A 25,489-nucleotide genomic window follows, 5' to 3' on the forward strand; every position below is an offset into this window, starting at 1 on the left:
TTAGTGTCGGAATGTGAATATATGTATAGGTTTAACTATTTTTGCACCTTCATTTAAACACATTTGTCATGAAAAAGATCATTTCTGCTCTTTTCCTATGTATGCTGCTTTCTGCCGTACCGGAATTGCAGGCACAAAACATTCAGTTACATTATGATTTCGGACGTTCCCTGTATGATAAAGACTTGAAAGGACGCCCGCTGTTGACATCCACTGTCGAGAAGTTCCATCCCGACAACTGGGGAAGTACCTACTTCTTTATCGATATGGACTATACGTCCGAAGGGGTCGCTTCCGCTTACTGGGAGATAGCCCGTGAACTGAAATTCTGGAAAGGTCCTTTCTCCGCCCATCTCGAATACAATGGCGGACTGGCGAAAGGATTCTCCTACAACAACGCTTACCTGGCGGGAGCCACCTATACCTATAATAACGCTTCTTTCTCCAGAGGCTTCACATTGACAGCCATGTACAAATATATACAAAAGCACCCATCCCCGAATAACTTCCAGTTGACAGGAACATGGTACATGAACTTTTGCAAGGATTTGCTCACCTTCTCCGGTTTTGCCGACTGGTGGCGTGAAGAAACCAAGTATGGAAAAACCATCTTCCTCTCCGAACCGCAATTTTGGGTAAACCTGAACCGCATCAAGGGAGTGAATAAAAACTTTAACCTGAGTGTCGGTTCCGAAGTGGAACTGAGCAATAATTTCGGTGGTCGTGACGGCTTCTATGTAATTCCGACACTGGCTTTGAAGTGGACGCTGAACTAAACTTCGAAGTACAAAATTCCCCAACGGATATACATCAATTATTGAATAAAAATATCGAATGAAAACAGATTTGATCTATGGCGTAGAAGACCGCCCCCCATTTAAAGATGCCCTGTTTGCTGCCTTGCAACATCTGCTGGCTATCTTTGTAGCCATCATTACACCTCCTCTTATCATTGCGAGCGCACTGAAGCTGGATGTTGAAAAAACAAGCTTTCTGGTATCTATGTCCCTTTTTGCTTCGGGGGTATCTACGTTTATACAATGCCGTCGTATCGGCCCGATAGGAGCGAAGCTGCTCTGTATCCAAGGTACCAGCTTTTCCTTTATCGGTCCTATCATAGCGACCGGATTAGTAGGCGGACTTCCGCTGATATTCGGCTCCTGTATAGCTGCCGCACCTATTGAAATGGTCGTCAGCCGTACCTTCAAGTATCTTCGCAATATCATCACTCCGCTAGTGTCCGGCATTGTCGTACTACTGATCGGATTGAGTCTGATCAAAGTCGGTATCGTTTCCTGTGGCGGCGGATATAGCGCGATGGACGACGGCTCCTTCGGTTCGTGGGAAAATCTGTCCATTGCGGCACTTGTACTGTTGAGCGTTTTGTTTTTCAATCGCTGCAAAAACAAATACCTGCGCATGAGTTCCATCGTGTTCGGTCTTTGCCTGGGTTATGGACTGGCTTTCGCTCTGGGAAAAGTAAATATGAGCACACTAAATGTCGAGATGCTGATGAGTTTCAACATCCCGCAACCTTTCAAATACGGTATTGATTTTAATATCTCTTCATTTATCGCCATTGGTCTGGTCTATCTGATCACCGCCATTGAAGCCACAGGCGATGTGACAGCCAACTCCATGATTTCCGGACTTCCGATTGAAGGTGATTCTTATCTGAAACGTGTTTCCGGCGGTGTGATGGCAGATGGCTTCAACTCTCTTTTAGCAGGTATATTCAACTCCTTCCCGAACTCTATCTTCGCACAGAATAACGGTATCATCCAATTAACAGGAGTTGCCAGCCGCTATGTAGGCTATTATATTGCCGCTATGCTCGTTCTGCTGGGATTATTCCCCATTGTAGGAGCTATATTCTCTCTGATGCCCGATCCTGTACTGGGAGGCGCCACCTTATTAATGTTCGGTACAGTAGCGGCAGCAGGCATCCGCATCGTTTCCTCACAGGAAATAGGCCGCAAAGAAACCCTAGTCTTAGCAGTCAGCCTATCTTTAGGTTTGGGCGTGGAACTAATGCCGGACGTATTAAAACAAGCTCCAGAGGCGATTCGAAGTATTTTCTCTTCAGGAATCACCACCGGAGGTTTAACTGCAATTGTTGCTAATATGGTAATTAGAGTGAAGTAATAGGTAATAAATATTAAGTAATAGGTAATAAGTAATAGGTAATAAGTAATAGGTATTAAGTATTAAGCCATGCGGATAAACTAACCAGTAGCTACGGTTATTACCTATTACCTAATACTTATTACTTATCTCTAAATTACTCATTTTATCTGTAATCCGAAAGGGGAAATCTGGATACTCGTAGAGGCTGAAACGAGGTTCGGTTTCCCCTTTCGTATAGCTCCAGATAGAAGCGTAGTCTTCCGGGTCTTCACCCATCTTGCTGAGTTGGCGTAGATAAGCTGCCAGTGATTTATTCTCTACGATATAGATTTGTCCCATCTGATCGATAATAGGACTATGGTGACGGGTACCGTCATGTTCGAAGCGAAGAATTCGTTTGCCTTCCTCAGTCAATCCTACCAATTGGAAAGTCATACTCTTGCCGATAGCAGGCAGATTCAGTACACTGCGGTCGGTAGCAAGGAAAGGCAGATGATGCTTTCTCATGAACCGTCTTATTTGTTTGGCGGTGTCAGCATCTTCTTTCGGGTTTTCTTCATTTATACCTGTATTGACTTTGGTTTCCAGTATCTTATACAATTCTTCCGCCTGTTCCGGAGTCATCTGTCCGTAAATCTTCTCCTCCTGCTGCTCCTGCATTGAACGGCTGTTGGGTGCAAACACCGCATAATTCTCATTAAATCCCTTCACCGAGAACGTATAATAACATACCACTCCCAGTGAATTGAGTACTTGGCGAAGCCGCGTAGTATGTCCTCTGCGTGAAGCAGCCACCGTATATACCAACTGGTTCGTAATAATCCATCCGGCAGAAAGAATCTTTCGAATCGCCTCTTTAGCTTCGGGTGTTACCTCCAGCGGTGTCTGAAAATGAGTCTGAATGATAAACTGCTTGACGCCAACAGCCGAAGCCTTTTCCTTAAACTCCCGCAAAATGTCAACCAATTCGTCATTAATACGCATCGGCAAATAAGCCAATAAACGAGAACCCAGTCTCACCCGTTGCAATTCCGCATATTTCTCACCTTCCGGACGTTCAAGATTCGCCCTTTGTTTGCGTACCGCCATACGATACACCGCTTCTAATATATTCTTCAACGTCTTATTCTGACTCATCAGCGCATCGCCTCCCGTAATCAGAATATCGCGTAACTGCGTATCCTGTTCAAAATAAGTCATCAATCGTCGCAATTTACTGTCCCACGATTCCTTCGGCCGTAACGTCTCAAACTCAAAATTCAGCCGTTCACTCTGAAAGTCATACATACGCTGGCAAGATGCACAAAGCCCTCCACAAGCCCGTCCCATTGTATCAGGAATAAGGATAGCCACCTCCGGATACCGTCGGTGAATATTATGTCCGTCCGGCAAGAGCCATCCGGCAGCATTCGGCTTTCCTGCCTCCACAATATCTTCTTTCTCCCATGCACGGATATTGCCATACGTCTCCACCAATCGCGGCGAATAAAGTATATAACTCCGAATCGCTTCATCATTATACCCATACCCCGTCACATTCAGCAACGACAAATAATAAGGCGTAGCAAAGAACGGCATTCCCTTTTTACGTGCCCGATTCAGCAAATACATCGTCTCCGACGAAAGCGAATTTCCTAAAAAGCGGTTCAACTCAGCCGGACTCTTCACCGCCATCGACAAATGGAAGCGGAAATCCCCCCACCATTTGCTCACCAACTGATATTTCTCCTCATAACTCATCCCTTCCTCAAAATGGAACCGCACCGAAGGCTTCGACTTCCGGTTCTCAATCTTCTGAATCAGCAGATGCAGCATCCGTTCCTTATTCTCATCACGCATCTCCCGCACTTCCTCATCCAATCCGGTATCCCACCGGTCATTCCGGCTCTTGATGCGCTGCGGAGACGGCAAAGGAACACTTTCCCCCTGCAAACGTTTGAACAATTGGAACAACTCTACAAACAAATCCGTCGGCATCTCTATATTCTCCAACTTCTCCGTCAGAAACTGATAAAGCAACCGTATCGTCTGTACCGAAATATCCTGTCCCGTAGACAGTTCATGAACATCCTGTCCATCATACTGGAGTAAGAGTCGAATTTGCTCTCTCGCCTCCTCCGCAACCTCATTAACCACCCCGCAACTATCCAGATGTTTTAGCAGACCAGCCTTAAAGTCCTCCACCGTCGGACTTACAGCCGCCATCTCTACCAACCCCGGCATCTCCTGCGTGTAGATTTGTTTCAACTGCGAAAAAGTAAGTACAAGCATTTTCTTTTGTTTCATAAGCATCCTCTATATTATTATATTATTTATTGATAAGTAACGACCTATCCCTCCGCAAGGTTCCCCCGGCCTCGACTGCCCGGCGTCAAGCGCAGGTCTTATTTACGGCGTTAAAAAGGGCAGACTGTTTGAGCGAAGCGAGTTTCTGCCCTTTAGCCGGAAATGAGACCGGAGTAGCCGGGCAGGCGCAGCCTTGATTTTTTCTTTTTGGTACTTTTTCTTTTGCATCAAGGCAAAAGAAAAAGTACATAAAGATAATAAAAAAAGCGGAAGTATGCCACTCCCGCTTTTCCTGCTATGCTATTCTTTACGATTTTCTAACATTTACGCGACCTTATTTTTTCGTTTCCGTGTCGTCGTTCTTTCTTTTCGGTTCCTTTTTGGCAAGGAGCACTATATTATATACATAGTCCGTCATCCACTGTTCCGAATAGCCCAGACGTTCCTTGTACTGGCGGACAGTCGCCGCAGTCTTGTGCACATCATCAGCCTTCCACACCGTCTTCGTACAAACATCGTGTACCGTCTTCTGCGTCATCCCGTAAAGCGCCTTCTTGAATATAGACGGCATACGGAACTTCCATTGCATCAGATTTCCCATCAGCATCATCAAGTCGTTGGAGAATCCCTGATACATAAACAGATAAGACTGGATATCATTCTGAGTACGGCAATTACGCTTCACGGAGTTGTCGATCTCCTTAAAGAAACTTTCATTCAGTCCGTAGTCCTGCATCAGCATTTTGCGTGAAGCCGACTTTTCTGCCAGTCCCAGCTTACCTCCCTGCGTAGGAATCTTGAACAAACGTTTGAAGTTAGCCACATCCGGTAAAAAGCGGATGTTGGTAATACCTAAGTTAGTAGCGATGACTGACTGGAAATAAACCCGGGTCAGTGATATGAAATCTTCTACATTGCCGACTTTTGTTTCATCGGATTTCTTTTTGAATAAACCAAATAAGCCCATCGTTATATTTACTATTTTATAATTTACAATTTACAAATCGTGTGTGGAGATTTTAATGAGCCGCAAAGGTACGAAAAAGTGTTGGTTTTCACCAACATTCCAAGTCCTTTTCGATGTCCGGCATGGTCTCTTTCCTGAAAACAGGACTTTGGATGCCTGCTTTCTTCTGGGCACGATAGTCCGAGAGCAGGCGGATGGCATACTTTCCGAGAAAGATAATGGCGATCAGGTTGCAGACAGCCATCAGAGCCATAGTGATGTCCGCCAGACTCCATACCAAATCGAGCGTGGCGACAGACCCGAAAAGTACCATGCCGCTGACCAATATCCGGTAGGTGTGGAGCACCCATTTCTTTGCGGTGATGAAACGGATATTCGCTTCGCCGTAATAATAATTTCCCAAGATACTGCTGAATGCGAAGAAGAACAGCGCTACGGCAACAAAGATGCTTCCGGAAGCACCAATCTCATTCGTGAGCGCCTGTTGGGTCAGTTGCACCCCATTGGAGGAACCGTCCAAAGGAGCACCGCTGAAAAGAATGATAAATGCCGTACAGGTACAAATTAATAAAGTATCGGTAAATACTGCCAGCGTCTGTATCAACCCCTGTTTGACAGGATGAGTGACGTTGGCCGTCGCTGCTGCATTCGGAGCCGAACCCATACCGGCCTCATTGCTGAATAATCCGCGCTTGATACCCTGCATCAGCGCCATACCGACACCTCCACCCAATGCCTGTTCCCAGCCGAAGGCATGGCTGATGATGAGAGATATCACTTCCGGCAAATGCGTGATATTAAGTAATACGATGACCAGTGCCAGTCCTACATATCCTAATGCCATAATCGGTACGATAATGCTGCTTACACGCGCTATCCGGCGGATACCACCGAAGATGATGACAAGAGTCAGAGCGGTAAGCACTCCTCCCAACACCGTATGATTGAATCCGAACGCATGTTCGGCAGCAGCACAAATCGTATTGCTCTGTACCGAATTGAAAGCAAAACCGAAAGTAATGCTGATGAGCACAGCGAAAAGCATCCCCATCCACGGCTGTTTCAATCCCTTCTTCATATAATAAGCCGGGCCTCCGATAAAAGAGTCCTTTCCGCGTATCTTATATAACTGTGCCAGAGTAGATTCGATAAAAGCGCTCGAAGCTCCCAGCAGGGCGATCACCCACATCCAGAAAACAGCTCCCGCTCCGCCGATGGCGATGGCGGTGGCCACCCCTGCCAAGTTGCCCGTACCCACACGGCTGGCAATCGTAATAGCGAATGCCTGAAAAGACGAAACATGTTTCTCACCGTGTTTTCCTTTTCCGGCGGACTCGCTGAGTAATACAATCATTTCGCGAAGCATACGGAACTGTACGAACCGCGTTCGGATGCTGAACCAGACGGCACAGCCCAGTAACATGATAATCAGGATGTATGTCCAGAGTATATCATTTATTTCATTGATAAAGTTCATAGTTAGGTTTTTTGAAAAGAATAAATCGTAGTATATCACTCGTTTTTCATTCGGAAATAAAATTTATGATTTTCGAATACGGGCTCTACTATATCATACCGAACAAATTTGGCAAGCAGATGTTCGGCAGCACGTCGGGAAATACCGGTCTGCCGGCAATACCGGTTGAGTGAAAGCAGCGTTCCTTGTTCCAGCAGGTCGAGCAGGAGTTGTTCGCGTTCCGTATAGCGGATCAGTTCTCCCCGCGGGCTGCCGCTTTGTTGCCATACACGCAGGTGGATAGGGGTAGCCAGTATATTCTCATCCTTGATGCGGAGATAGGCGAGAGGTTTTCCGTTTTCGTCTTTCGCATAGACAGGCTTGTGCGGATTCTCTTTGATGGTGGCTACTAATACCTGTTTGCCTTCCACAATATATGTTTGTAAAGTATAATCTATCTCCGGGATGCAATAAAGTTGTGCGGCCGCTTCGATCATATATTTTTCCTCTTCAGATCGTACGCCGGCTATCCGTCCATTGTCTTTCACGCCGATCAATAGCCGTCCTCCGTCGGTATTGGCAAAAGCCGACAGCGTTTTGGCAATCTTGCGTGCGTCGGAAATTTCGAATTTGAAGTCCTGTTGCTGATGCTCTCCTTCAGCTATCAAAGTATGTATGTAATCCGTATCTGTAAGCGTTTTCATGGCTACAAAGGTAGGGAAAAATGGTGAAAAGCCCTTTTTTTAGCTTATTTTCGCAGATAAATTCAAAAAAAATATTGTTTTTATGCGTTTATTTCGGGAAACAGTGTATTTTTGCGACACATTATTAACGAAAAAAATAAAAGGATTATGAAAGAATTGGTAGAAAAAGTAGCAGCTCTGTATGCTGACTTCTCAAAAGATGCTAACGCTCAGATTGAAAACGGTAACAAAGCAGCAGGAACTCGTGCTCGTAAGGCTTCTTTGGAAATCGAAAAAGCAATGAAAGAATTCCGTAAAGCATCTTTGGAAGCTTCTAAAAACTAAGAAATAGAAGTCTACTAAGATATCAGGAAAAAAGAAGAGGATGTATCGTGAGATGCATCCTCTTCTTCTATTTATACCTCCTTCTCTTTTCTGAAACCCGAAATATTGGATAAATGTGCTATTTTTAAGATTCCATTGAAAAACGTTCGCTCTAAAAGTAACAAACCAAGGAGTAAACTGCATAAATAAATGCAATAATATACGGAAAAGCAGTCGTTTCTTGCATGAAACTACATGAAATATACACCTTTTCAAAGGAAAAAAGTATCTGTTGCTTTTAAACCAAGGGGGTGTTCCTTTAAAACCAACGCCTCCTTCCTCACCGACCAACCTGTTTTCCGTCAGTAAGGAAGACCTGAAAAAGCTATTTTTGCTTAATTTTCTTCTAATTGATCCATAAATACCGGGAAAATAAAAGTGTCATTCGGAACTGTTTTTCTTCAGTAAGCGATCAGAATGATCAGTGAAAAAGAATTATACTTCTGATTTGACCGATAAACTCTTTGAATAGTAAAAAAGAGGAATCCTGTATTTGTGAATGATAGCATTTTTATGCCTTTCTTTAAAGTGGGGATACAATTATGCCCTTCTTTCACTGTTTAAATATTCCTTTTTTAAGAAAGGTCCTTTTTTAGTGATCAATAGATGTCGCTATATGTGAAAAGTTATTCATGGTAATTTCAAGAAATGAACTCAATTTCTCCCTATTTGTTGTTTCGTTTTTCGGCGATACCAATTTTTGGAGTGTCTTATTCTGAAAATCGGTTGTGTATATGCGTATCAGGCAATTATAGTTGCTGAAATATGTGTATATTTATTGTGTAATCTTTAATACTAAGTAAGATGTTAAAAGTAGTAGCATTTATGAAGCAGGTAGCCGAAGAGCTGCGGATGGGGGGAAACTTTGGTACTGCGCACGTGTATCGTAGCAGTATCAATGCCATCATTGCTTATCATGGGGAAGGGGATTTTTCTTTTGACGAGGTTACCCCGGAGTGGTTGAAAGGTTTCGAAGTACACCTTCGTGGGAGAGGATGCAGTTGGAACACAGTCTCCACTTATTTAAGGACATTTCGTGCGGTGTACAATCGTGCCGTCAATAGTCGGATGGTTATTTATACGCCTCATTTGTTCCGTTCCGTCTATACGGGTACGCGTGCGGATCATAAGAGAGCATTGTGCGATGAAGATATGAAGAAGGTATTCACTAAGTTACCTCACTCTTCCGCTATATCTTCTGCCGTACGGTGCGCACAGGATTTGTTCGTACTGATGTTTTTACTTCGTGGTTTGCCGTTTGTCGATCTGGCCTATCTGCGCAAAAGTGATTTGAGGGATAACGTGATCACTTATCGCAGGCGGAAGACGGGACGGCCTTTGTCGGTGACGCTCACTCCGGAAGCGATGGCACTATTAAAGAAGTATATGAACCACGATCCTCATTCGCCTTATCTTTTCCCGCTGTTGAAAAGTGGAGAGGGAACGAAGGAGGCCTACCGGGAATATCAGTTGGCATTGCGCAGCTTCAACCAGCAACTCACGCTCTTGGGCGAAATATTGGGGCTGAACGATAGACTGAGTTCATACACCGCCCGCCATACATGGGCTACAACAGCCTATTATTGCGAAATTCACCCGGGTATTATCTCCGAAGCTATGGGGCATTCGTCCATCAAGGTGACCGAGACCTATCTGAAACCTTTCCGTAATAAGAAAATTGATGAAGCTAATAATCAGATTATTGATTTTGTAAAACACTCGATTGTGGAAACAGTAGCTTGAAAATGAATCTATTACTTTCTAGGTAACGGAGCTAAATAGCGTTGCAAAGATGGATATATTTTGGAAAACATGCAAACAAAAAAGATATTTTTTCTGATAAACTACTAAAAAAAGAGAAATAATACGATAAAACAACGGATTTCTTTCTGTTAGGGACCTGTTAACCTCTGATCAAGATACAAAGAATTTCCTCCCCTCTGCCGCATGTCTGAAGCAGGGGTAAATATGTTTCACTGTAAAATAGTCCGGTTTTTCATATAGATAGCTCCACAGGAGTCAGGACAAAGGTTTACCCGTTACCTAGAAAGTAACGGGTAAAGGCTGTTTGGCCTGTATGCTTCATAGTGTATTATATAAGGGAAATAAAGGTTGAATGAATTAAGAAAAGGAGGTCGCACGAGAAATGAACGGAACAACACATGGGATTTAAAATCAAAAGTGAGAAATTATATTTTTATTATTTTTTTAATTTATAAATTAAAAGTTTTTTATTATGAACAAAAAGTTTTTAAATGCTGTCCTGTTTGGAGCGCTGATAGCGTCCTCGGCAGGTACATTTACTTCTTGTAAAGACTACGATGACGACATCAAGAGTCTGCAGGAACAAATTGACAAAAGCGGAAGCACCGTTGGCGATCTTCAGACTCAGCTGACAACGCTGAAGAGTGCTGCAGAAGCTGCACAGGCTGCTGCTGATGCTGCAAAGACAGCTGCTGCAGAAGCTAAGACTGCCGCAGAAGCTGCAAAAACTGCCGGCGACCAGGCTGCTGCCGATGCTGCTACAGCGAAAGCGCTGGCAGAAGAAGCGAAAGCTGCCGCTGCGCAAGCAAAAGCAGATGCGATAGCGGAAGCCGCAACACAGGTTGAAGCATTGAGAAATTCAATGCAGGCTGCTATTGACAACAAACTGGATGTGACAGTACACGAAGCTGCTGTAAAAGCACTCGGTGCTCAGATTGAAGGTATAGAAACAGGTTTGAGCAATCTTGCCAACGGAGCAGTGAAAGAAAATACTGAAGCGATCAAAAATGCTCAGGATGCTATCGAAACGTTGATTACAGCAGATAAAGACTTGCAGACTCAGCTCGACGCTTTGAAACTTTATGCAGAAGGTGTAAAGGATATAGCTGACGCTAACAAGGAAGATATCGCGGCAGCGCAGGAAGCTATCGAAGTTGCACAGGATGAGATTAAGAAACTTTGGGATGAAATCAACGGTGAAGGCGGTCTGAAAGCTTTGATCGGTGAGAATAAATCTGCCATTGAAGCGCTGAAGAACTCTACAGCTCAGGATATCGCTGACCTCGAAGATAAGATCAACGATGAGCTGGATGCTATCAAATCGGATATCTCAGGTATTCAGGGTGACATCAGAACCATCAACAGCCAGATTATTACTATCAACGCTGACTTGGTGAGCCTGCACACTTTGATGACTTGCCGTCTGACAAGCATCACGTTTGCTCCCGACTATATCGTAGACGGTGTGGAAGCGATCAAGTTCAACTCATTGAAATATGCTCCGATGGGAAGCGGTGAAAATGCTGCTATTCCTACGAATTATAGTATTTCTACAGCTGCTTTGGCAACTGCAAGCTACCACTTCAACCCGGCTAGCTTCAAGTTGGGCAATGCTGACTATAGCTACTTGGATCGTAGCGCTACAGTGATCAACACTCGTGCGGCTGCCAGCCAGTGGGTTCAGATCAGCGGTACTCCGGTTGCTAACGCTGCAACAGGAACAGTGGACTTCAAACTGCTTCGTCTTAACGTTCATTCTACTCAGCCGGCAGAAGATAAAGTAAACATGGTTGCTTTGCAGGCTACTCTGAAGGGTGATGCTGTAGACAAAGACGAGACTAACGTAGTGGTTACTTCTCCGTATGTATCTATCTATGATGACGTACTGGCTGCACCGGACGTTCGCATCTCTGATAAAGCTACTTTAGTTTCAGGTGCTGACGGTGCTCATTATGCAACTACTTTCACTGCTTGTAAGTCAGAAGCTGTTCGCTATACAACTCCTTACGATCAAGTATTCAACCTGAAAGACCTGGTGGCTACTTGCTTCGGTAACGGTAATCACAAAGAATTCCCGATCGAAGACTATAAGTTGTCATATAAGTTCTCTGTAGCTTCTTCTGATTACAACATCACTGACGGTGAAACTTCAACCAACCAGCAGAAATGGGTGGTATGTAACGACGCTGCGGCAGGTTTGTACCAGGCAGAAGGCTTCAATAAAGAAGCGATCGGTCGTACTCCTATCCTGAAAGTGGAATTGGTAGACGAAGCAGGCAATGTAGTACGTCGCGGATTCGTGAAGATCGAATTTGGTGTGACGAAGCAAGATGACCTCGTAGTAGGTGACAAGGCTTATGACTTGATAGCTAAATGTACTGAAACAGCTGCTGAATACACTATCACAGAGCAATTCATCCGTGAAAATGTTTACCGCGTTATTACTAACGGTAAGGAAACAAGCATGAGCCACGAAGAATTCTGGAACTTGTATGATGCTTCCGGTGCTGTTGCTGTAGTGAAGAAGAACAACCTGTCACACACTATGACTCTGCCGAGAATCGTTGACGGTGATACTTCAGTAGGTACTGCTACGAAGAAGATCGTATGGTCATTTAATCATGGTGAACTGGGTAAGATCGGTGCCGGTGGTTCTCAATTTGTTGCAACTGTAACAGTGAAGAACAAGCTGACTTCTTCTGAATATCCTGCAAGCATCACATTCAAGTTCACAGTAAACGTGAAGTTGCCTGAACTTACTTTGGATGCTACTGAAAATGATATTTACTGGACGAAAGATGGTGATGAGTACAAGTACTTCAATGTAAATGTGAGTGTACCTAACTCAGTTGCTTCTCCTGCAAGTGATTGTCAGTTCAGAAGAGCATTGACAGAAGCTTACTCTGCTTACACTGTGAAAGGACTTCCGGGTTGCGAATCTGCTCGTTACAAAGTAATCAAGACTTACTCTAACGGTAACTTGACTTCTCCTGTAATGTCTGGTGTTCAGATCGACGGTAACTATATCACTTTGGATAAGAGCAATGCTGCTGTGAAGGCTGCGTTGAACAGCGCAAACGGTCTGCAAGCTGTCGTTGCACACATCTACACGATGAGCAATGGCGACGAAGTGACTGTGAACGAATTTATGGTTGACTTTATCCGTCCTGTTAACTTGAACATGCCGAGCGGTATTGCAGTAATAGACGCTAAGACTGGCGGTGATGTTGCTGACTTCCAATGGAATGGTCTGTTGACTGACTGGAGAAACGAAGCAATTGTGAAGGATAGCTGGTCATGGGTTGAAAATGTTCATTCTTACTGGAAGAGAGTTTGTACTCCTGAATTCGAATATGTTCAAGGTCACGAAGAAATGGTTACACCGGCTCAGTTGGATGTAGAATATGGTACGATTAAGTTTACTACCACTACTGTGACTACTATGTATACAGGTAAGGCTACTTATAGATACTATAACAGATTGGGTGGATCTACTAAGAAGACTTACACAACTGAAGAGTTCTTGACTCAGGCAGAAGTTGACGCCTCTCTTGAAGCACAGAAATTAGCTGGATGGCCGTTGATATATCCACATGTTGAATTAGATGGCGATATTATATATACGGAAGTTTCTAAACCTGCAAGCACTACTATTGAGTACGACTATGTGAAGAGTATCAACTACGTACCGGCAGTTTACAAGTGGGTTGAAGGTAACTGGACAATGGTTCCTCACAAACACACTGAAAAGCCTGCATTCGAAGGAACATCTTACGGACAGATCTCAGGATGTTGGGAATGGACGAAGAAAGAGTGGGGCAGACCGGATTGGAATCCTGGACAATACTGGTTCTTCTATGGTCCGTTCGGCGATGTAACACTGGATTTGAACAAAGTAACTACAAGCTTGGAATACAACGGTAACAAGTTGCCTGATGGCGCTACTTTGGTTCAGACTGGTAACACTGTGAAGTATGTGAATGTTAGCTCACCGGTTGGATATACTTATCAGATATTCATTCCTGCTACAGTAAATTACGGCTGGGGAACTACTTCTTCTACATTGACTATTACAGTTAATCCGAAGAACTAAGAATTGAAATGTCAATGAATTCTTAGACATTCAACAACAAAAAGGGTGCTCTAATCAGAAAGGGGCACCCTTTTCACCATAACAAGTACATTCTGCATACTCTGTGATAAGACATAAAATATATAAAATTATGAGAATAAGAAATTTATTAATAGCCATACTTACTGTCAGCAGCACAGTAGCATTTGCTCAGGAACAGCGACAAATCAAGGAAGAGGGCAAGACAGTGTTCAAACCTCATTGGTTTATGCAAGTTCAGGCTGGAGCTGCGCATACGGTAGGCGAAGCCGATTTTACAGATCTGATCTCTCCGGCAGCAGCCGTTAATGTAGGGTATAAGTTTGCACCCGCATTTGGAGCCCGTTTAGGCGTAAGCGGTTGGCAGGCAAAGGCAGGATGGGTCACTCCTTCTCAAACCTATCAGTACAAATATCTGCAAGGAAATCTGGATATTATGGCAGATCTTAGTACTTTATTTTGTGGTTTTAATCCTAAACGTGTATTCAACGCATATATTTTTGGCGGCGCAGGACTGAATCATGCTTTCGACAACGACGAAGCAAACGCACTGGACACAAGATCTCATGAATTAGAGTATTTATGGCAGGACAAACAAAATCTTATAGCCGGACGTATGGGACTGGGATGTGATCTGCGCCTCAATGACCGGTTGGCTATCAATATTGAAGGAAACGCAAATGCACTGTCCGACAAATTCAACTCGAAAAAGGCAGGCAACTGCGACTGGCAATTTAACGTATTAGTGGGCCTGAACATCAAATTAGGAAAAAGCTATAAGAAAACAGCTCCGGTATATTATGAACCGGAACCGATAGTAGAACAACCCAAACCACAACCTGTCGTGAAACAGCCCGAACCGGAACCTGTGGCAGTGGTAGTGGAACCTATGAAACAGAATATATTCTTTGCTCTGAACTCCGCACTTCTCCAGAAAGACCAGCAATCGAAGATCGATGCAATGGTGGCATACATGGAAAAGTATCCGGCAAGCAAAGTTGCCATAACCGGATATGCCGACAAGGAAACCGGTAATCCGAGAATCAATATGACTTTATCCGAAAAACGTGCGAAGATTGTTGCCGATGCCTTGAAAGCCAAAGGAATAGCGGCGGACAGAATCGTTACGGATTTCAAAGGAGATACAGTACAACCTTTCCGGGTGCCTGAAGAAAACCGGGTAAGCGTCTGTATTGCAGAATAATATTTTCCCACTTCTCATGCGGGTATATACCCCATTCCTCTATTCTATTAATAAAAGTATGAGGGACCTGTATGGGAGGTAAAAGAGGAAGCCCGTGCTTGTGAAAGCCCGGACTTCTGCAATGAACCCTTTCTTCACTTGTTAGTGAAGATAACCCCACAAGGTGCAGATGGAAAGCAATGCTTGTGAAAGTCTTCTTTTCCGATCTCTGTTCCTTACAGAGGATGCCCCTCACATTTTTCCCACGGGCATCCTCTTTTTTTATATATATAGACTGATTTTATTATAAAATCTGATTGTTTTGTTTATAGAAAACAAAATATGAGTGATTTGGTTCGTTATCAACCGGCATTCCGATTAAAATCGTATATTTGCGTCTGTAATCAGATTGGGTCCATGAACGAAAATGTCCTCACTAAACTAAAGATACTTGCAGAATCGGCCAAGTACGATGTATCCTGTGCATCCAGCGGTACAGTGCGCTCCAACAAACCGGGCATGCTGGGCAATACCGTAGGTGGCTGGGGAATCTGCCACAGCTTTGCCGAAGACGGACGGTGCATCTCCTTACTCAAAGTCATGTTGACCAATTATTGTATTTACGACTGTGCCTACTGTATCAACCGGCGCAGTAATGATCTGCCTCGCGCCACGTTGTCCGTCTCCGAACTAGTGGAACTGACGATTGAATTCTACCGGCGCAATTATATCGAAGGCTTGTTTCTTAGTTCCGGTGTGGTCCGTAGTCCGGATTATACGATGGAGCGGCTTGTGCGTGTGGCGAAAGATTTGCGTCAGGTGCATCGCTTTAACGGATATATTCATCTGAAAAGCATCCCCGGAGCAAGTCGGGAACTGGTGAATGAAGCCGGACTGTATGCCGACCGCCTTAGTGTCAACGTAGAAATCCCGAAAGAAGAGAACCTCAAACTGTTGGCTCCCGAAAAGGATCATAAGAGTGTTTTCGCTCCGATGAAGTATATCCAGCAAGGCGTGTTGGAAAGCAAGGAAGAACGACAGAAGTTCCGTCATGCTCCCCGTTTTGCGCCTGCGGGACAGAGCACGCAGATGATTGTAGGGGCTACCTCCGAGTCGGATAAAGATATCCTTTACCTTTCGTCGGCACTCTATGGGCGACCGACGATGAAGCGTGTTTATTACTCCGGATACGTTTCCGTGAATACGTACGATACACGCCTGCCTGCACTGAAACAACCGCCTCTGGTACGTGAGAACCGTCTTTATCAGGCGGACTGGCTGCTCCGTTTCTATCAGTTTAAAGTGGATGAAATCGTAGATGACGCATATCCTGATCTTGATCTGGAGATAGACCCGAAGCTCTCGTGGGCTTTGCGTCATCCGGAACAGTTTCCTGTCGATATCAATAAGGCGGATTATGAGATGTTGCTCCGTGTGCCGGGCATCGGGGTGAAGTCTGCTAAGTTGATTGTGGCATCCCGTCGTTTTTCCCGTCTGGGCTTTTATGAGTTGAAAAAGATAGGCGTAGTGATGAAAAAAGTGCAGTACTTCATTACGTGTAGGGAACTGCCTTTGCAGATGCAAACGGTGAATGAGCTTTCTCCGCAGCGGGTACGTAGTCTGCTGCTTCCGAAGCCGAAGAAGAAGGTGGACGACCGCCAGTTGATACTGGATTTTGGGGAATAAATGGAGTTTTAGATGTTGTAAACCGGAAGATAATGAACGTCTATATCTACGATAAAACTTTTGATGGTCTGCTGACTGCTGTCTTCGACGCTTATTTTCGTAAGACCTTTCCCGATTTTCTGTTGTCGGAAGGGGATGCTTTGCCTTTGTTTTATGATGAATTGCATACGGTGGTCACCGATGAAGAGAAAGCCGCCCGCGTGTGGCGTGGCTTGCAGAAGAAAGTCTCTTCTTCCGCGCTTGGCTGCCTCACCCAGTGTTGGTTGTCGGAATTGCCGGATATAGGGATGGTTATCTTTCGTTATATTCGTAAGGCGATCGACGCTCCCCGTTCTATCGAGACTAACTTCGGCGATCCGGATGTGCTTCTGCTTGCCCAGATATGGAAGAAGGTGGATGGCGAACGGATGCATCTGATGCAGTTCGTGCGTTTTCAGAAAGCGGCGGACGGTACTTTCTTTGCTGCCTTCGAACCGCAGTATAATGCTTTACCGCTTACTGTCCAACATTTTAAAGATCGTTTTGCCGATCAGAAGTGGATTATCTATGATATGAAGCGGCGTTATGGCTTTTACTATGATTTGCAGGAAGTGACTACGATCTCTTTTGATGACGACAGCCGGGAAGCTCATCTGATTACGGGTATGCTGGACGAGAGTTTGATGGATGAAAATGAGAAGATCTTTCAGAAACTCTGGAAAACATATTTCAAGGCCATCTGCATTAAAGAACGCATGAATCCGAGGAAGCATAAAAAGGATATGCCTGTCCGCTACTGGAAGTATCTGACGGAGAAACAGAAGTAGGCTTATTCTATCCGCTGCACCGTCACATCCGGAAATTTCTGCATCAACGAAAGTAAATGTCCTTCATCATTGTTCCGTTTTGATTTGATGACCATTGTGACTTGGTAGGATTCCATTTCACCCGAATGCTGTGTTTCCATTTCGTAAGAGACAATCATATAATCTTTTGAATTAAATCTGTCCGCTATCTGTTTCAAAGTATCTTTGTTGTTAGTAGAGAAGGAGATCATCGAACTTTTCATGCCTACACTCTTGAAGATGTAGCTGAGCAGTTCCAGTCCGATCAGAGTCAGTACGGTAGTGGCTATGCCGATGGTGTACATTCCCGCGCCGACTGCCAGACCGATGCCGGCTGTAGCCCATATGCCGGCGGCTGTGGTCAGTCCACGGACGATTTGTTTCTGTAGGATAATGGTTCCTGCACCGATGAATCCGATGCCGCTGACTACTTGTGCCGCTACACGGCTGGGGTCGAGCGTCACACTGTTTTCTTTGATGATCTCTTGAAATCCGTATTGCGAAACGATCATGATCAGGGCACTACCCAATGATACGAGGAAGTGAGTGCGGTATCCGGCTTCTTTGGCACGATATTCACGGTCCAGTCCGATGATGGCTCCCAGTATTCCTGCCACCAGTAATCTTAACATAAAATCAACGTTCAACATCATAGGTTCGGTCTCCTTTCTTTTCTTTGTTTGTTTCTTCTGTTTTTTTCTTTAAAAACGGTTAGTCCTATAAATATACAATTCTTTTCTCTTTTTGTGCTATTAATTTAGTAATATTTGAACGTAGCATCTGCATTTTATCGTATATTCGCAGACAAAACCGTGCATTACGCCAAAGATTGAATAAGAAATGAAGAAAAGGATATTTTACATCATTAGTTTTCTGGTGATATTTTGTATAGAGGTGTTCATAGCCTTGTATGTACGTGATAGTTTCATACGTCCTTATATGGGAGATGCTTTGGTCGTGGTGCTGGTATATAGTTTTGTACGTATATTTATCCCGACAGGGGTTCCCCGTCTGCCGTTTTACGTTTTCCTGTTCGCTTGTTTTGTCGAAGTGCTGCAATATTTTCAGTTGGTGGAAACTTTGGGAATCACCAACCGTGCATTAAGAATCATTTTGGGCTCCACGTTCGATTGGAAAGATATTGTCTGCTATGGAGCAGGATGTATCTTTATCTTTCTGTTTGAGCAAATATTCAGACGACGTTAATTGGAATAACAGACTTTCTTGTTTGGCGATTGCTTATTGTACATTCTCTTTATCTTCGTTTTCTGAAGTCGGATTCAGATCGTGTCCGCAATACTTGCAGAACTGTGCATTGTCTTCATGCCCTGACCGATGGCAGTTCGGACATTCTTTGTCTCTTCTCCGTTTGTAGTCCTTCATCATGGAGGCGGACACAATGCCGGTAGGTACCGCAATGATGGTATAACCGATCAGCATGACGCAAGCCGAAAGAAACTTTCCCAGTCCGGTGACGGGAGTTATATCTCCGTATCCTACGGTGGTCATCGTGACAATAGCCCAGTAGATACTGTTCGGAATGTTGTTGAATTGAGAATTGGGCAAAGTTCCTTCGATCATATACATTAACGTTCCGATGGAAGTAACCAAAATCACAACAAAAAGAAAGAAGACCGCAATCTTTTTACTACTTTCCCGAAGTGCGGTGAGCAGTCGTTCGCCTTCATTCAAGAAATTGAATAGCTTAAAGACACGGAATACCCGTATCAATCGAAATGCACGGATGATAAGCAGATAGCGTGCTCCCGGAAAGATCAAACCGATGTAAAGCGGCAAGGTAGCCAACAGGTCAACAATGCCGAAGAAACTGAATATGTATTTCTTCGGGCGTGGAGAGCAATATATTCGTGTCAGATACTCAAAGGTAAAGAAAGCAGTGAAAAGGTACTCCATTATGACAAATGGGGTAGTCAGATAGGAGGGGAGCCCTTTCAGGCTTTCTATAATGACTAATAATACACTGGCAAGGATACAGCCGATAAGAACCACATCAAACAGCTTTCCCGAAGGAGTGTCAGATTCGAAGATGATGACGTACAGCTTATGTTTCAGCTTTTGGTCATTTATAAAATAATGGATTCTTTCTTTTAGTTTCATGAGAATAAACAGTTAACAGGCCAATATCCCAATAACCTGTATTTTACCTATTACTTATTACCTGCTACTTATTACCTATTACATTAATCTATTACCCAATGCTTGTTATATGCAACCGTCTTCTTTGGATCATAGTACATTCCCTCTTGTGTAGGTATCTGGAGAACGTATGTTTTTCCGGTCCTGTTCTTTAGGGTTTGTTCGCGTAGCCAAGGGTTCGCATCTCGAAGTTGGGCGTATGTGATTCCCTGCTGTTTGGCAAAATCGCTTAAGTTGGCAATGGGGGTGGTGACTGTTATCTCTTTGTAAGGGATAGGCGGGTACAGGTGTTCCTTTTTCAGCAGGAATCCATATCGCTGAGGATTCTTGAATATTTCTTTGACTGCCAGCAGGCGGAACATATAGCGGGAAGTCTCTTCTACCAGCCATAAGTCCATTGCGTGGCTGGCAAGTTGCTGGTCCAGTTGAGAGGAAATTCGTCCTTGTCCGGCATTATAGGCGGCAGATACAGCCATCCAGTCACCGTATTTGGCATAAGCCTGCTTGAAATATTTGCAGGCGGCTACCGTTGCCTTTTCGATGTGATAACGTTCGTCTACGTTCTCATTTACTTCGAGTCCGAATTCGCGTCCGGTAGCAGGCATGAATTGCCATAATCCGGCTGCACCGGCCGGAGAGCGGGCTATGTTGTTGAGATTACTTTCGATGACCATCAGATATTTGAAATCGTCGGGGATACCGTTCGCTTTCAGAATCGGTTCTATAATCGGGAAGTAACGGTTGGCACGCTTGATAAGCAGCATGGTGGTGGAGTGCATATAGGTGAACGCCATCATCTCCCGATCCATCCGTTCTCGGCGGTCGTAACGGCGGAGGTCGATCGTCTCTCCGTCAAAAGTCACCTGCTCGGGGACGGTAGGTGAGGTGACGCAATAAGGTACTTCCGATTTGGCGGAATGCTGTTCGTCTACATGACTGCTACCGATCAGAATAGGCAGGGTAGCTCCGATGCAGAACACTAATATAAAGGTTAGAATGTAGTTGATCTTGGTAAATTTCTTCATTTTCTGTTTTCTTTTAGTCATTTGATTGGTTCTTATTCCAATATCTGGCAACCACGGCAGTAATAGATGCTACCGCCAAGATAATTCTCCTTGACAATGGTTTCTCCGCAACGGGGACAGGCTTTGCCTGCCGTGTCTTTAGAGAGGCAAGCTGTGTACTTGCCGTTTTCTCCGAACAGGTCCGATTCCGTGTTTCGTCCACCCTGTCGGTAGATATCGTTCATGGTTTCCTTTACTTGATAGAACAAATTTTCTTTCTCTTTGTCTGTTAATGCTGCTATTTTTTTCTTTGGATGGATGTGGGCATGATACAGAATGTCCTGTAATACACCGTTTCCCAGTCCCGGAACAGTCTGTTCGGTAGCCAGAAAGGCTTTGGCGGATTTCTTCTGCGCACTTTCATCATTAATCAGTCCGAGGAAATATTCTTTGCTGAAAGCGTCCGACATGACCTGCGGCTTGCTTTTCGCTGTCCGGTAATATTCGGATAGTACGCCCGTAGCAGCATTCTTGTCATAGCACATGAGTCCGCCGTACATTCTCACGGAAGCGATGAGGCAGCTTTCGTCTTCGAAGCCGATCAGGAGTTGATGTTTGGCAGGCAGCTTCGTTCCGGGTGCGTAATAGCGGAGATTCACGCCGTCCGTAAGTATCAGCATTTTGTCGCCTATTGTCATCTCTACCATGCCTCCTTGTGAATTCGCATGGTCTATTGACTTTCCGGTCAGCCATTCGGCATACTCGTCGGGATTTCCGGAAAACCAAGCGAATTTGTGAGGAGTGAACAGGGTGAATACATTTGTGATTCGTTTTCCCTTGACAGTCTTGTTCAGTTGCTCGCATAGATAGAGCGCTTCGGGTGCCTCAATCATGTTCTTTCTTTTTTATGGTTCTATAAATGTTCTCTTGCAAAGATAATGCTTATTAATCAGAATAGCCCTAATTCGGCAGAACAAAATACATCCGTTTACCGGAGTGTCACTTTCTTCTGAGATGTTGAGAGACGTTATCCGGCATGCTAATACTGCGCCTTGCTTTTACACACTTGTGCCAACAGCTTGTCACAAGCATACCTCCGTAGGGGGCAGAGTTTATCAATATATATAACAACTGCAATGAAATAGTTTATTTTACTTTTTTCAAAGAACCTTTTCTGCTTTTGATACGTTTCTCTAGTATAGTTAAAAACGGAGAATCAAGATGAATATAGCAATGACCGGAGCCACCGGATATATAGGCAAACATCTTTCTAACTATCTGACCGAAAAGGGGGGACACCGGATCATTCCTTTGGGAAGAGCGATGTTTCGGGAAGGTATGTCCGGACTTTTGGTTCAGACGCTGACGCATTGTGATGTCATTATAAATTTGGCAGGCGCTCCCATCAATCAGCGCTGGACGCCGGAACATAAACAAGAGCTTTTCAATAGCCGGATAACGGTAACACACCGCATTGTCCGTGCCTTGAATGCAGTCAAAACCAAACCGAAACTAATGATTTCGGCCTCTGCCGTAGGGTATTACCCCTCTTTGGTGGAATCGGACGAGTATACACAGACTCGTGGCGATGGTTTCTTGTCCGATCTTTGTTATGCGTGGGAGAAGGAAGCGAAACGTTGTCCGCAACCGACCAGGCTTGTCATTACCCGCTTCGGTGTCGTGCTTTCTCCCGATGGAGGAGCGATGCAACAAATGCTCCGTCCGCTGCGTGCAACAAAGGTTGCCGCCGTCATAGGACCGGGTACGCAACCTTTTCCGTGGATAGATATTCGTGACCTTTGTCGTGCCATGGCCTTCTTTATTGAAAATGAAGAGTTGAGAGGTGTTTTCAATCTGGTTGCTCCGCAAGCAGTTTCACAGTCCACGTTTACACGTGCGATGGGAAAGGCGTATCATGCGTGGACAACTTTGATTGTTCCGCAAGCGGTCTTTCGTTTGCTCTACGGTGAAGCCGCCTCTTTTCTGACAGCCGGACAGAGAGTGCGTCCTACACGCTTGCTGGAAGCCGGATTCCATTTTTCCGTTCCTACCATAGAGAAGTTGTTTGAGGGGACGGATCACAGTACGGTAGATCGGCTTGATCTGAAGCGCTATATGGGACTTTGGTACGAGATTGCCCGGTATGACCATCGTTTCGAACGTGGGCTTATGGAAGTGACCGCTACTTATACCCTCCGTCCCGATGGAACAATTCGCGTTGAGAATCGGGGATATAAACGCAATTCACCTTACGATATTTGTAGAACAGCCACCGGACACGCCAAGATTCCCGACCCTGCACAGCCCGGTAAACTGAAAGTCTCTTTTTTCTTGAATTTCTATTCCGATTATTATGTGATGGAATTGGACCAGGAGAATTACAATTATGCTCTTATTGGCAGCAGTACCGATAAATATCTCTGGATATTGAGTCGGACGCCCCAACTGCCGGAGGATATAAAAAAGAAATTAGTAACTGCCGCCGAACGTCGTGGCTATGATACGAATCGGCTACAATGGATTGAACAACTTTAAAATAAACATTATGGATTACAAAATTACTCATCAGCCCGAACAGAAACTGTTCAAGACGGAAGTCGACGGTCGCACCGCTTTTGTAGAATATCGCCTGTTAGGTGATTATCTCGATATTATTCACACCATTGTCCCCAAACCTATAGAAGGACGGGGGATTGCTGCTGCACTGGTGAAAGCTGCTTATGACTTTGCACTCGCCAACGGGATGAAGCCGAAAGCTACCTGCTCCTATGCAGTGAGGTGGCTTGAACGCCATCCGGAAATGAATGCGGATAGTTGAATAAACAGGGGCTGACCTAAAAGTACGAAAAGTCATTTTCTCTTTGTTGCAATGGATATTTGGACACTGTCCATATTTTTGTGACAAAGAAACGTTTGGAAGAAGAACTTTCGGGTCAGTCCCTTTTTAGCTTATTGTTTCCATCTCTTTAGTTGAGGGAAGAACTCTTTCATCGTTGCCCGCGCCTCTTCTATAGTGTACTTTACTTCCGAATCCTTATTAAACTCCTCAAGGTAGTTCAGGTTGAGTTCAATCATTTCATCCATTGTGCATTCTTTGGTGAAATGCCCGTCTGCATAGCAATACTGGCAATACTCTTCATTCTTGCTGCTGTCTGCTTCTGTTCCGAATGTCGTTTCATCGATCGGCATAGCACAACACTGACAAATTTTCTGTTCCATCTTTTATTGATTTTAAGTGAGTAAAAGTATGATAAATAATTCTCTTTTATCTGCTTACAAATATAGTTACTTTCAATAAGTTCTCAGTTATCCGATCTTGCTATTTTGTTTTCACCGGCAAACGTTTCCATATCCATCGGGGAATCATTCGCCAGAAGAATACGAGAATACGATAACGTCCGTCGATGATAGCTACCCGCTGTTTCCGATGAAGTGCACGTACAATGTCGCGGCCTACCTGGTCGGTTTTCATCAGCATAGGATAATGCTTTCCGTCATTCAGCAAGTCGGTGGCTACAAATCCCGGACGAATATCGGTAAAGTGAATGTCTAACTTTTGCAGATGGGCGAGTTGTTCAAGCGCATCGATGTATGTGTTCTGAAAGCGTTTCGTAGCAGAATAGGCAGGGGCAACTCCCAGACCTTTGGTTCCGGCAATCGAACTGATGACAGCCAGATGTCCGCCTCCATTGTTCCTGAAATAGGAAAAAGCGGTATCCACCATTCGTGTGAAACCTTCGACATTGGTGCGTGCGGTATTCAGCTCGATTTCCATATTCAATTCCATATTCTGGAAACCGATGCCGGAACTGAGCAAAAATAAATCCATACCGCCTAATTGATGGATAAGCGCATCCAGCTTTCCGGCACTGTCTTCTTGAGTGACGTCCAGTGACTGAATTTTTATCTGTTCCGGTGCGATTTGCCGGAACTCTTCGAGAGCTGACTGGCGTCTTCCCGCTATGCCGATCTGCCATCCTTCGGACAGGAGGCGTTGGGCAACTTCCTTTCCGATACCGGAGGTGGCGCCTATGATAATGGCTCGTTTCATCTTTTTGGACCAAAGATAGTCAATTTTTTCATTACTCTTCTATTTAGAATTCATTAGGATAGCTTTATCGTTCAGGAGAATAAATGGCGTATCGCCTCTAAAGGGGCATAGAATAACATTCTGGGACCGGAGAACCGCATAACCTCCCGCATCCGTTCGCGCATGGCAGGCTTATAACAATGTACGGGACACTTCTTGCACGAGCTTTTTTTCTCTCCGAACGGACAGTGGTCAAGACGGGCATGTGCGTAGCGGAGCAACTCTTCGCACTCCGGACAAAGAGTTGCATTCTTCTCTTTCTTCCGGCAATAGAGACGGATCATGATCTCTACGGTTCTCTTTTCCTGAGTGATACGCGGTTTTTTATCTGTTTCCATTTGTTTTCTTTTCGCTTTGGAGGCTGGCTTCACTTCGGCAAAGATAATAAACTGATCGTATATTCTGCAAAGAACTTCCACTGGAATGATTGCCGTTGCTGGAAACTATGTGTATCTTTGCGGCATGAGAAAGTTATTATGTCCGCAATGTAAGATTGCTGCCCTATATGTGGTGAATGACCGTAAAGAGCGCCTTTTGGTCTATGTACTCGAAAATGGAGAAGTTGTGCCTAAAGACCCGGCTGCTTCTACCGATGGATTTGATTTGACGGAAGTTTATTGTCTGGGTTGTTCCTGGCATGGTTCGCCGAAAAGACTGGTGAAGAGATAGACAGTTTCCGGCACTTCGTCTTTTTTTGATTTATGTCAATAAAAAGAGGGTGCGGGATTAGAATCTTTCAACCGGATTTTTCTGTATCTTTGCAGCCA

Annotated in this window: 23 protein-coding genes; 12 read left to right on the top strand and 11 right to left on the bottom strand. The window is 44.6% G+C overall.

Annotated elements, in window-relative coordinates; genetic code table 11:
- The first annotated feature begins 68 nt into the window (after positions 1–68).
- Entirely contained in the window at positions 69–776 is a 708-nt protein-coding gene (locus tag ACHLI0_RS20680; RefSeq protein WP_011109270.1) for a nucleoside-specific channel-forming Tsx family protein, read from the top strand.
- A 58-nt stretch (positions 777–834) separates the two neighbouring features.
- Entirely contained in the window at positions 835–2,145 is a 1,311-nt protein-coding gene (locus tag ACHLI0_RS20685) for a nucleobase:cation symporter-2 family protein (protein WP_490749944.1), read from the top strand.
- Positions 2,146–2,256: 111 nt separating this feature from the next.
- Here the strand turns inward: ACHLI0_RS20685 and ACHLI0_RS20690 are convergent, their stop codons facing one another.
- From ACHLI0_RS20690 to ACHLI0_RS20705, 4 genes are all read right to left on the bottom strand, one after another.
- On the bottom strand, positions 2,257–4,413 hold the full coding sequence (locus ACHLI0_RS20690; RefSeq protein WP_490749945.1) for a KamA family radical SAM protein: 2,157 nt from the start codon (positions 4,411–4,413) through the stop codon (positions 2,257–2,259).
- Between the two features lie 334 nt (positions 4,414–4,747).
- The gene (locus ACHLI0_RS20695; protein WP_054959283.1) at positions 4,748–5,380 is read right to left on the bottom strand and encodes a DUF8491 family protein; all 633 of its coding nucleotides are present in this window, start codon (positions 5,378–5,380) and stop codon (positions 4,748–4,750) included.
- A gap of 88 nt (positions 5,381–5,468) precedes the next feature.
- A complete protein-coding gene (locus ACHLI0_RS20700) occupies positions 5,469–6,857 on the bottom strand; it encodes an alanine/glycine:cation symporter family protein (RefSeq protein ID WP_490749946.1) in 1,389 nt (462 codons plus the stop codon).
- A 35-nt stretch (positions 6,858–6,892) separates the two neighbouring features.
- A complete protein-coding gene (locus tag ACHLI0_RS20705) occupies positions 6,893–7,540 on the bottom strand; it encodes an AlbA family DNA-binding domain-containing protein (RefSeq protein WP_490749947.1) in 648 nt (215 codons plus the stop codon).
- Between the two features lie 147 nt (positions 7,541–7,687).
- Between ACHLI0_RS20705 and ACHLI0_RS20710 the strand changes: the two genes are divergently transcribed.
- The 6 genes from ACHLI0_RS20710 (at position 7,688) to ACHLI0_RS20735 (ending at position 17,453) form a co-directional block, all read left to right on the top strand.
- Entirely contained in the window at positions 7,688–7,864 is a 177-nt protein-coding gene (locus ACHLI0_RS20710) for a histone H1 (protein ID WP_008760134.1), read from the top strand.
- A gap of 843 nt (positions 7,865–8,707) precedes the next feature.
- A complete protein-coding gene (locus tag ACHLI0_RS20715) occupies positions 8,708–9,646 on the top strand; it encodes a tyrosine-type recombinase/integrase (protein WP_070102938.1) in 939 nt (312 codons plus the stop codon).
- A gap of 493 nt (positions 9,647–10,139) precedes the next feature.
- Complete coding sequence (locus ACHLI0_RS20720; protein WP_310506453.1) at positions 10,140–13,760, top strand: cell surface protein; 3,621 nt, start codon at positions 10,140–10,142, stop codon at positions 13,758–13,760.
- Positions 13,761–13,890: 130 nt separating this feature from the next.
- On the top strand, positions 13,891–14,982 hold the full coding sequence (locus ACHLI0_RS20725; RefSeq protein ID WP_490749948.1) for an OmpA family protein: 1,092 nt from the start codon (positions 13,891–13,893) through the stop codon (positions 14,980–14,982).
- 396 nt (positions 14,983–15,378) lie between these two features.
- A complete protein-coding gene (locus ACHLI0_RS20730) occupies positions 15,379–16,647 on the top strand; it encodes a putative DNA modification/repair radical SAM protein (protein WP_490749949.1) in 1,269 nt (422 codons plus the stop codon).
- 32 nt (positions 16,648–16,679) lie between these two features.
- Entirely contained in the window at positions 16,680–17,453 is a 774-nt protein-coding gene (locus ACHLI0_RS20735) for a TIGR03915 family putative DNA repair protein (RefSeq protein ID WP_011109278.1), read from the top strand.
- Positions 17,454–17,455: 2 nt separating this feature from the next.
- Here the strand turns inward: ACHLI0_RS20735 and ACHLI0_RS20740 are convergent, their stop codons facing one another.
- The gene (locus ACHLI0_RS20740) at positions 17,456–18,124 is read right to left on the bottom strand and encodes an MgtC/SapB family protein (protein ID WP_008764636.1); all 669 of its coding nucleotides are present in this window, start codon (positions 18,122–18,124) and stop codon (positions 17,456–17,458) included.
- 187 nt (positions 18,125–18,311) lie between these two features.
- Here ACHLI0_RS20740 and ACHLI0_RS20745 point away from each other — a divergent pair, with 187 nt between their 5' ends.
- Complete coding sequence (locus ACHLI0_RS20745; protein WP_011109280.1) at positions 18,312–18,677, top strand: ribosomal maturation YjgA family protein; 366 nt, start codon at positions 18,312–18,314, stop codon at positions 18,675–18,677.
- Positions 18,678–18,710: 33 nt separating this feature from the next.
- On the opposite strand, the gene ACHLI0_RS20750 is transcribed toward ACHLI0_RS20745, so the two are convergent.
- From ACHLI0_RS20750 to ACHLI0_RS20760, 3 genes are all read right to left on the bottom strand, one after another.
- Positions 18,711–19,589, bottom strand: coding sequence for an ion transporter (locus ACHLI0_RS20750; RefSeq protein WP_490749950.1), 879 nt, complete (start codon positions 19,587–19,589; stop codon positions 18,711–18,713).
- Positions 19,590–19,672: 83 nt separating this feature from the next.
- Positions 19,673–20,653 carry a lytic transglycosylase domain-containing protein gene (locus tag ACHLI0_RS20755; protein ID WP_055217507.1) on the bottom strand — a complete coding sequence of 327 codons (981 nt, stop codon included), beginning with the start codon at positions 20,651–20,653 and terminating at the stop codon, positions 19,673–19,675.
- A gap of 32 nt (positions 20,654–20,685) precedes the next feature.
- A complete protein-coding gene (locus ACHLI0_RS20760) occupies positions 20,686–21,525 on the bottom strand; it encodes an endonuclease VIII (protein WP_490749951.1) in 840 nt (279 codons plus the stop codon).
- Between the two features lie 328 nt (positions 21,526–21,853).
- Here ACHLI0_RS20760 and ACHLI0_RS20765 point away from each other — a divergent pair, with 328 nt between their 5' ends.
- On the top strand, positions 21,854–23,167 hold the full coding sequence (locus ACHLI0_RS20765; RefSeq protein WP_490749952.1) for a TIGR01777 family oxidoreductase: 1,314 nt from the start codon (positions 21,854–21,856) through the stop codon (positions 23,165–23,167).
- Positions 23,168–23,177: 10 nt separating this feature from the next.
- Positions 23,178–23,450, top strand: a complete 273-nt coding sequence (locus ACHLI0_RS20770; protein WP_008764645.1) for a GNAT family N-acetyltransferase — start codon at positions 23,178–23,180, stop codon at positions 23,448–23,450.
- 131 nt (positions 23,451–23,581) lie between these two features.
- On the opposite strand, the gene ACHLI0_RS20775 is transcribed toward ACHLI0_RS20770, so the two are convergent.
- From ACHLI0_RS20775 to ACHLI0_RS20785, 3 genes are all read right to left on the bottom strand, one after another.
- Positions 23,582–23,851, bottom strand: coding sequence for a zinc ribbon domain-containing protein (locus tag ACHLI0_RS20775; RefSeq protein WP_225694205.1), 270 nt, complete (start codon positions 23,849–23,851; stop codon positions 23,582–23,584).
- A gap of 100 nt (positions 23,852–23,951) precedes the next feature.
- Positions 23,952–24,683: an SDR family NAD(P)-dependent oxidoreductase gene (locus ACHLI0_RS20780; RefSeq protein ID WP_490749953.1), complete on the bottom strand. Its 732-nt coding sequence runs from the start codon at positions 24,681–24,683 to the stop codon at positions 23,952–23,954.
- Positions 24,684–24,754: 71 nt separating this feature from the next.
- A complete protein-coding gene (locus ACHLI0_RS20785) occupies positions 24,755–25,060 on the bottom strand; it encodes a nitrous oxide-stimulated promoter family protein (RefSeq protein WP_151209416.1) in 306 nt (101 codons plus the stop codon).
- A gap of 85 nt (positions 25,061–25,145) precedes the next feature.
- On the opposite strand from ACHLI0_RS20785, the gene ACHLI0_RS20790 reads away from it, so the two are divergent.
- Entirely contained in the window at positions 25,146–25,391 is a 246-nt protein-coding gene (locus ACHLI0_RS20790; RefSeq protein ID WP_151209415.1) for a hypothetical protein, read from the top strand.
- Positions 25,392–25,489 lie beyond the last annotated feature (98 nt).

This window comes from Bacteroides sp. RCH18, assembly GCF_058231005.1.

Excerpts from the sequence above, each read along its gene's own strand:
- ACHLI0_RS20680 (WP_011109270.1), top strand. The coding sequence starts at position 69 with ATGAAAAAGATCATTTCTGCTCTTTTCCTATGTATGCTGCTTTCTGCC.
- ACHLI0_RS20685 (WP_490749944.1), top strand. The coding sequence starts at position 835 with ATGAAAACAGATTTGATCTATGGCGTAGAAGACCGCCCCCCATTTAAA.
- ACHLI0_RS20690 (WP_490749945.1), bottom strand. The coding sequence starts at position 4,413 with ATGAAACAAAAGAAAATGCTTGTACTTACTTTTTCGCAGTTGAAACAA.
- ACHLI0_RS20695 (WP_054959283.1), bottom strand. The coding sequence starts at position 5,380 with ATGGGCTTATTTGGTTTATTCAAAAAGAAATCCGATGAAACAAAAGTC.
- ACHLI0_RS20700 (WP_490749946.1), bottom strand. The coding sequence starts at position 6,857 with ATGAACTTTATCAATGAAATAAATGATATACTCTGGACATACATCCTG.
- ACHLI0_RS20705 (WP_490749947.1), bottom strand. The coding sequence starts at position 7,540 with ATGAAAACGCTTACAGATACGGATTACATACATACTTTGATAGCTGAA.
- ACHLI0_RS20710 (WP_008760134.1), top strand. The coding sequence starts at position 7,688 with ATGAAAGAATTGGTAGAAAAAGTAGCAGCTCTGTATGCTGACTTCTCA.
- ACHLI0_RS20715 (WP_070102938.1), top strand. The coding sequence starts at position 8,708 with ATGTTAAAAGTAGTAGCATTTATGAAGCAGGTAGCCGAAGAGCTGCGG.
- ACHLI0_RS20720 (WP_310506453.1), top strand. The coding sequence starts at position 10,140 with ATGAACAAAAAGTTTTTAAATGCTGTCCTGTTTGGAGCGCTGATAGCG.
- ACHLI0_RS20725 (WP_490749948.1), top strand. The coding sequence starts at position 13,891 with ATGAGAATAAGAAATTTATTAATAGCCATACTTACTGTCAGCAGCACA.
- ACHLI0_RS20730 (WP_490749949.1), top strand. The coding sequence starts at position 15,379 with ATGAACGAAAATGTCCTCACTAAACTAAAGATACTTGCAGAATCGGCC.
- ACHLI0_RS20735 (WP_011109278.1), top strand. The coding sequence starts at position 16,680 with ATGAACGTCTATATCTACGATAAAACTTTTGATGGTCTGCTGACTGCT.
- ACHLI0_RS20740 (WP_008764636.1), bottom strand. The coding sequence starts at position 18,124 with ATGATGTTGAACGTTGATTTTATGTTAAGATTACTGGTGGCAGGAATA.
- ACHLI0_RS20745 (WP_011109280.1), top strand. The coding sequence starts at position 18,312 with ATGAAGAAAAGGATATTTTACATCATTAGTTTTCTGGTGATATTTTGT.
- ACHLI0_RS20750 (WP_490749950.1), bottom strand. The coding sequence starts at position 19,589 with ATGAAACTAAAAGAAAGAATCCATTATTTTATAAATGACCAAAAGCTG.
- ACHLI0_RS20755 (WP_055217507.1), bottom strand. The coding sequence starts at position 20,653 with ATGAAGAAATTTACCAAGATCAACTACATTCTAACCTTTATATTAGTG.
- ACHLI0_RS20760 (WP_490749951.1), bottom strand. The coding sequence starts at position 21,525 with ATGATTGAGGCACCCGAAGCGCTCTATCTATGCGAGCAACTGAACAAG.
- ACHLI0_RS20765 (WP_490749952.1), top strand. The coding sequence starts at position 21,854 with ATGAATATAGCAATGACCGGAGCCACCGGATATATAGGCAAACATCTT.
- ACHLI0_RS20770 (WP_008764645.1), top strand. The coding sequence starts at position 23,178 with ATGGATTACAAAATTACTCATCAGCCCGAACAGAAACTGTTCAAGACG.
- ACHLI0_RS20775 (WP_225694205.1), bottom strand. The coding sequence starts at position 23,851 with ATGGAACAGAAAATTTGTCAGTGTTGTGCTATGCCGATCGATGAAACG.
- ACHLI0_RS20780 (WP_490749953.1), bottom strand. The coding sequence starts at position 24,683 with ATGAAACGAGCCATTATCATAGGCGCCACCTCCGGTATCGGAAAGGAA.
- ACHLI0_RS20785 (WP_151209416.1), bottom strand. The coding sequence starts at position 25,060 with ATGGAAACAGATAAAAAACCGCGTATCACTCAGGAAAAGAGAACCGTA.
- ACHLI0_RS20790 (WP_151209415.1), top strand. The coding sequence starts at position 25,146 with ATGATTGCCGTTGCTGGAAACTATGTGTATCTTTGCGGCATGAGAAAG.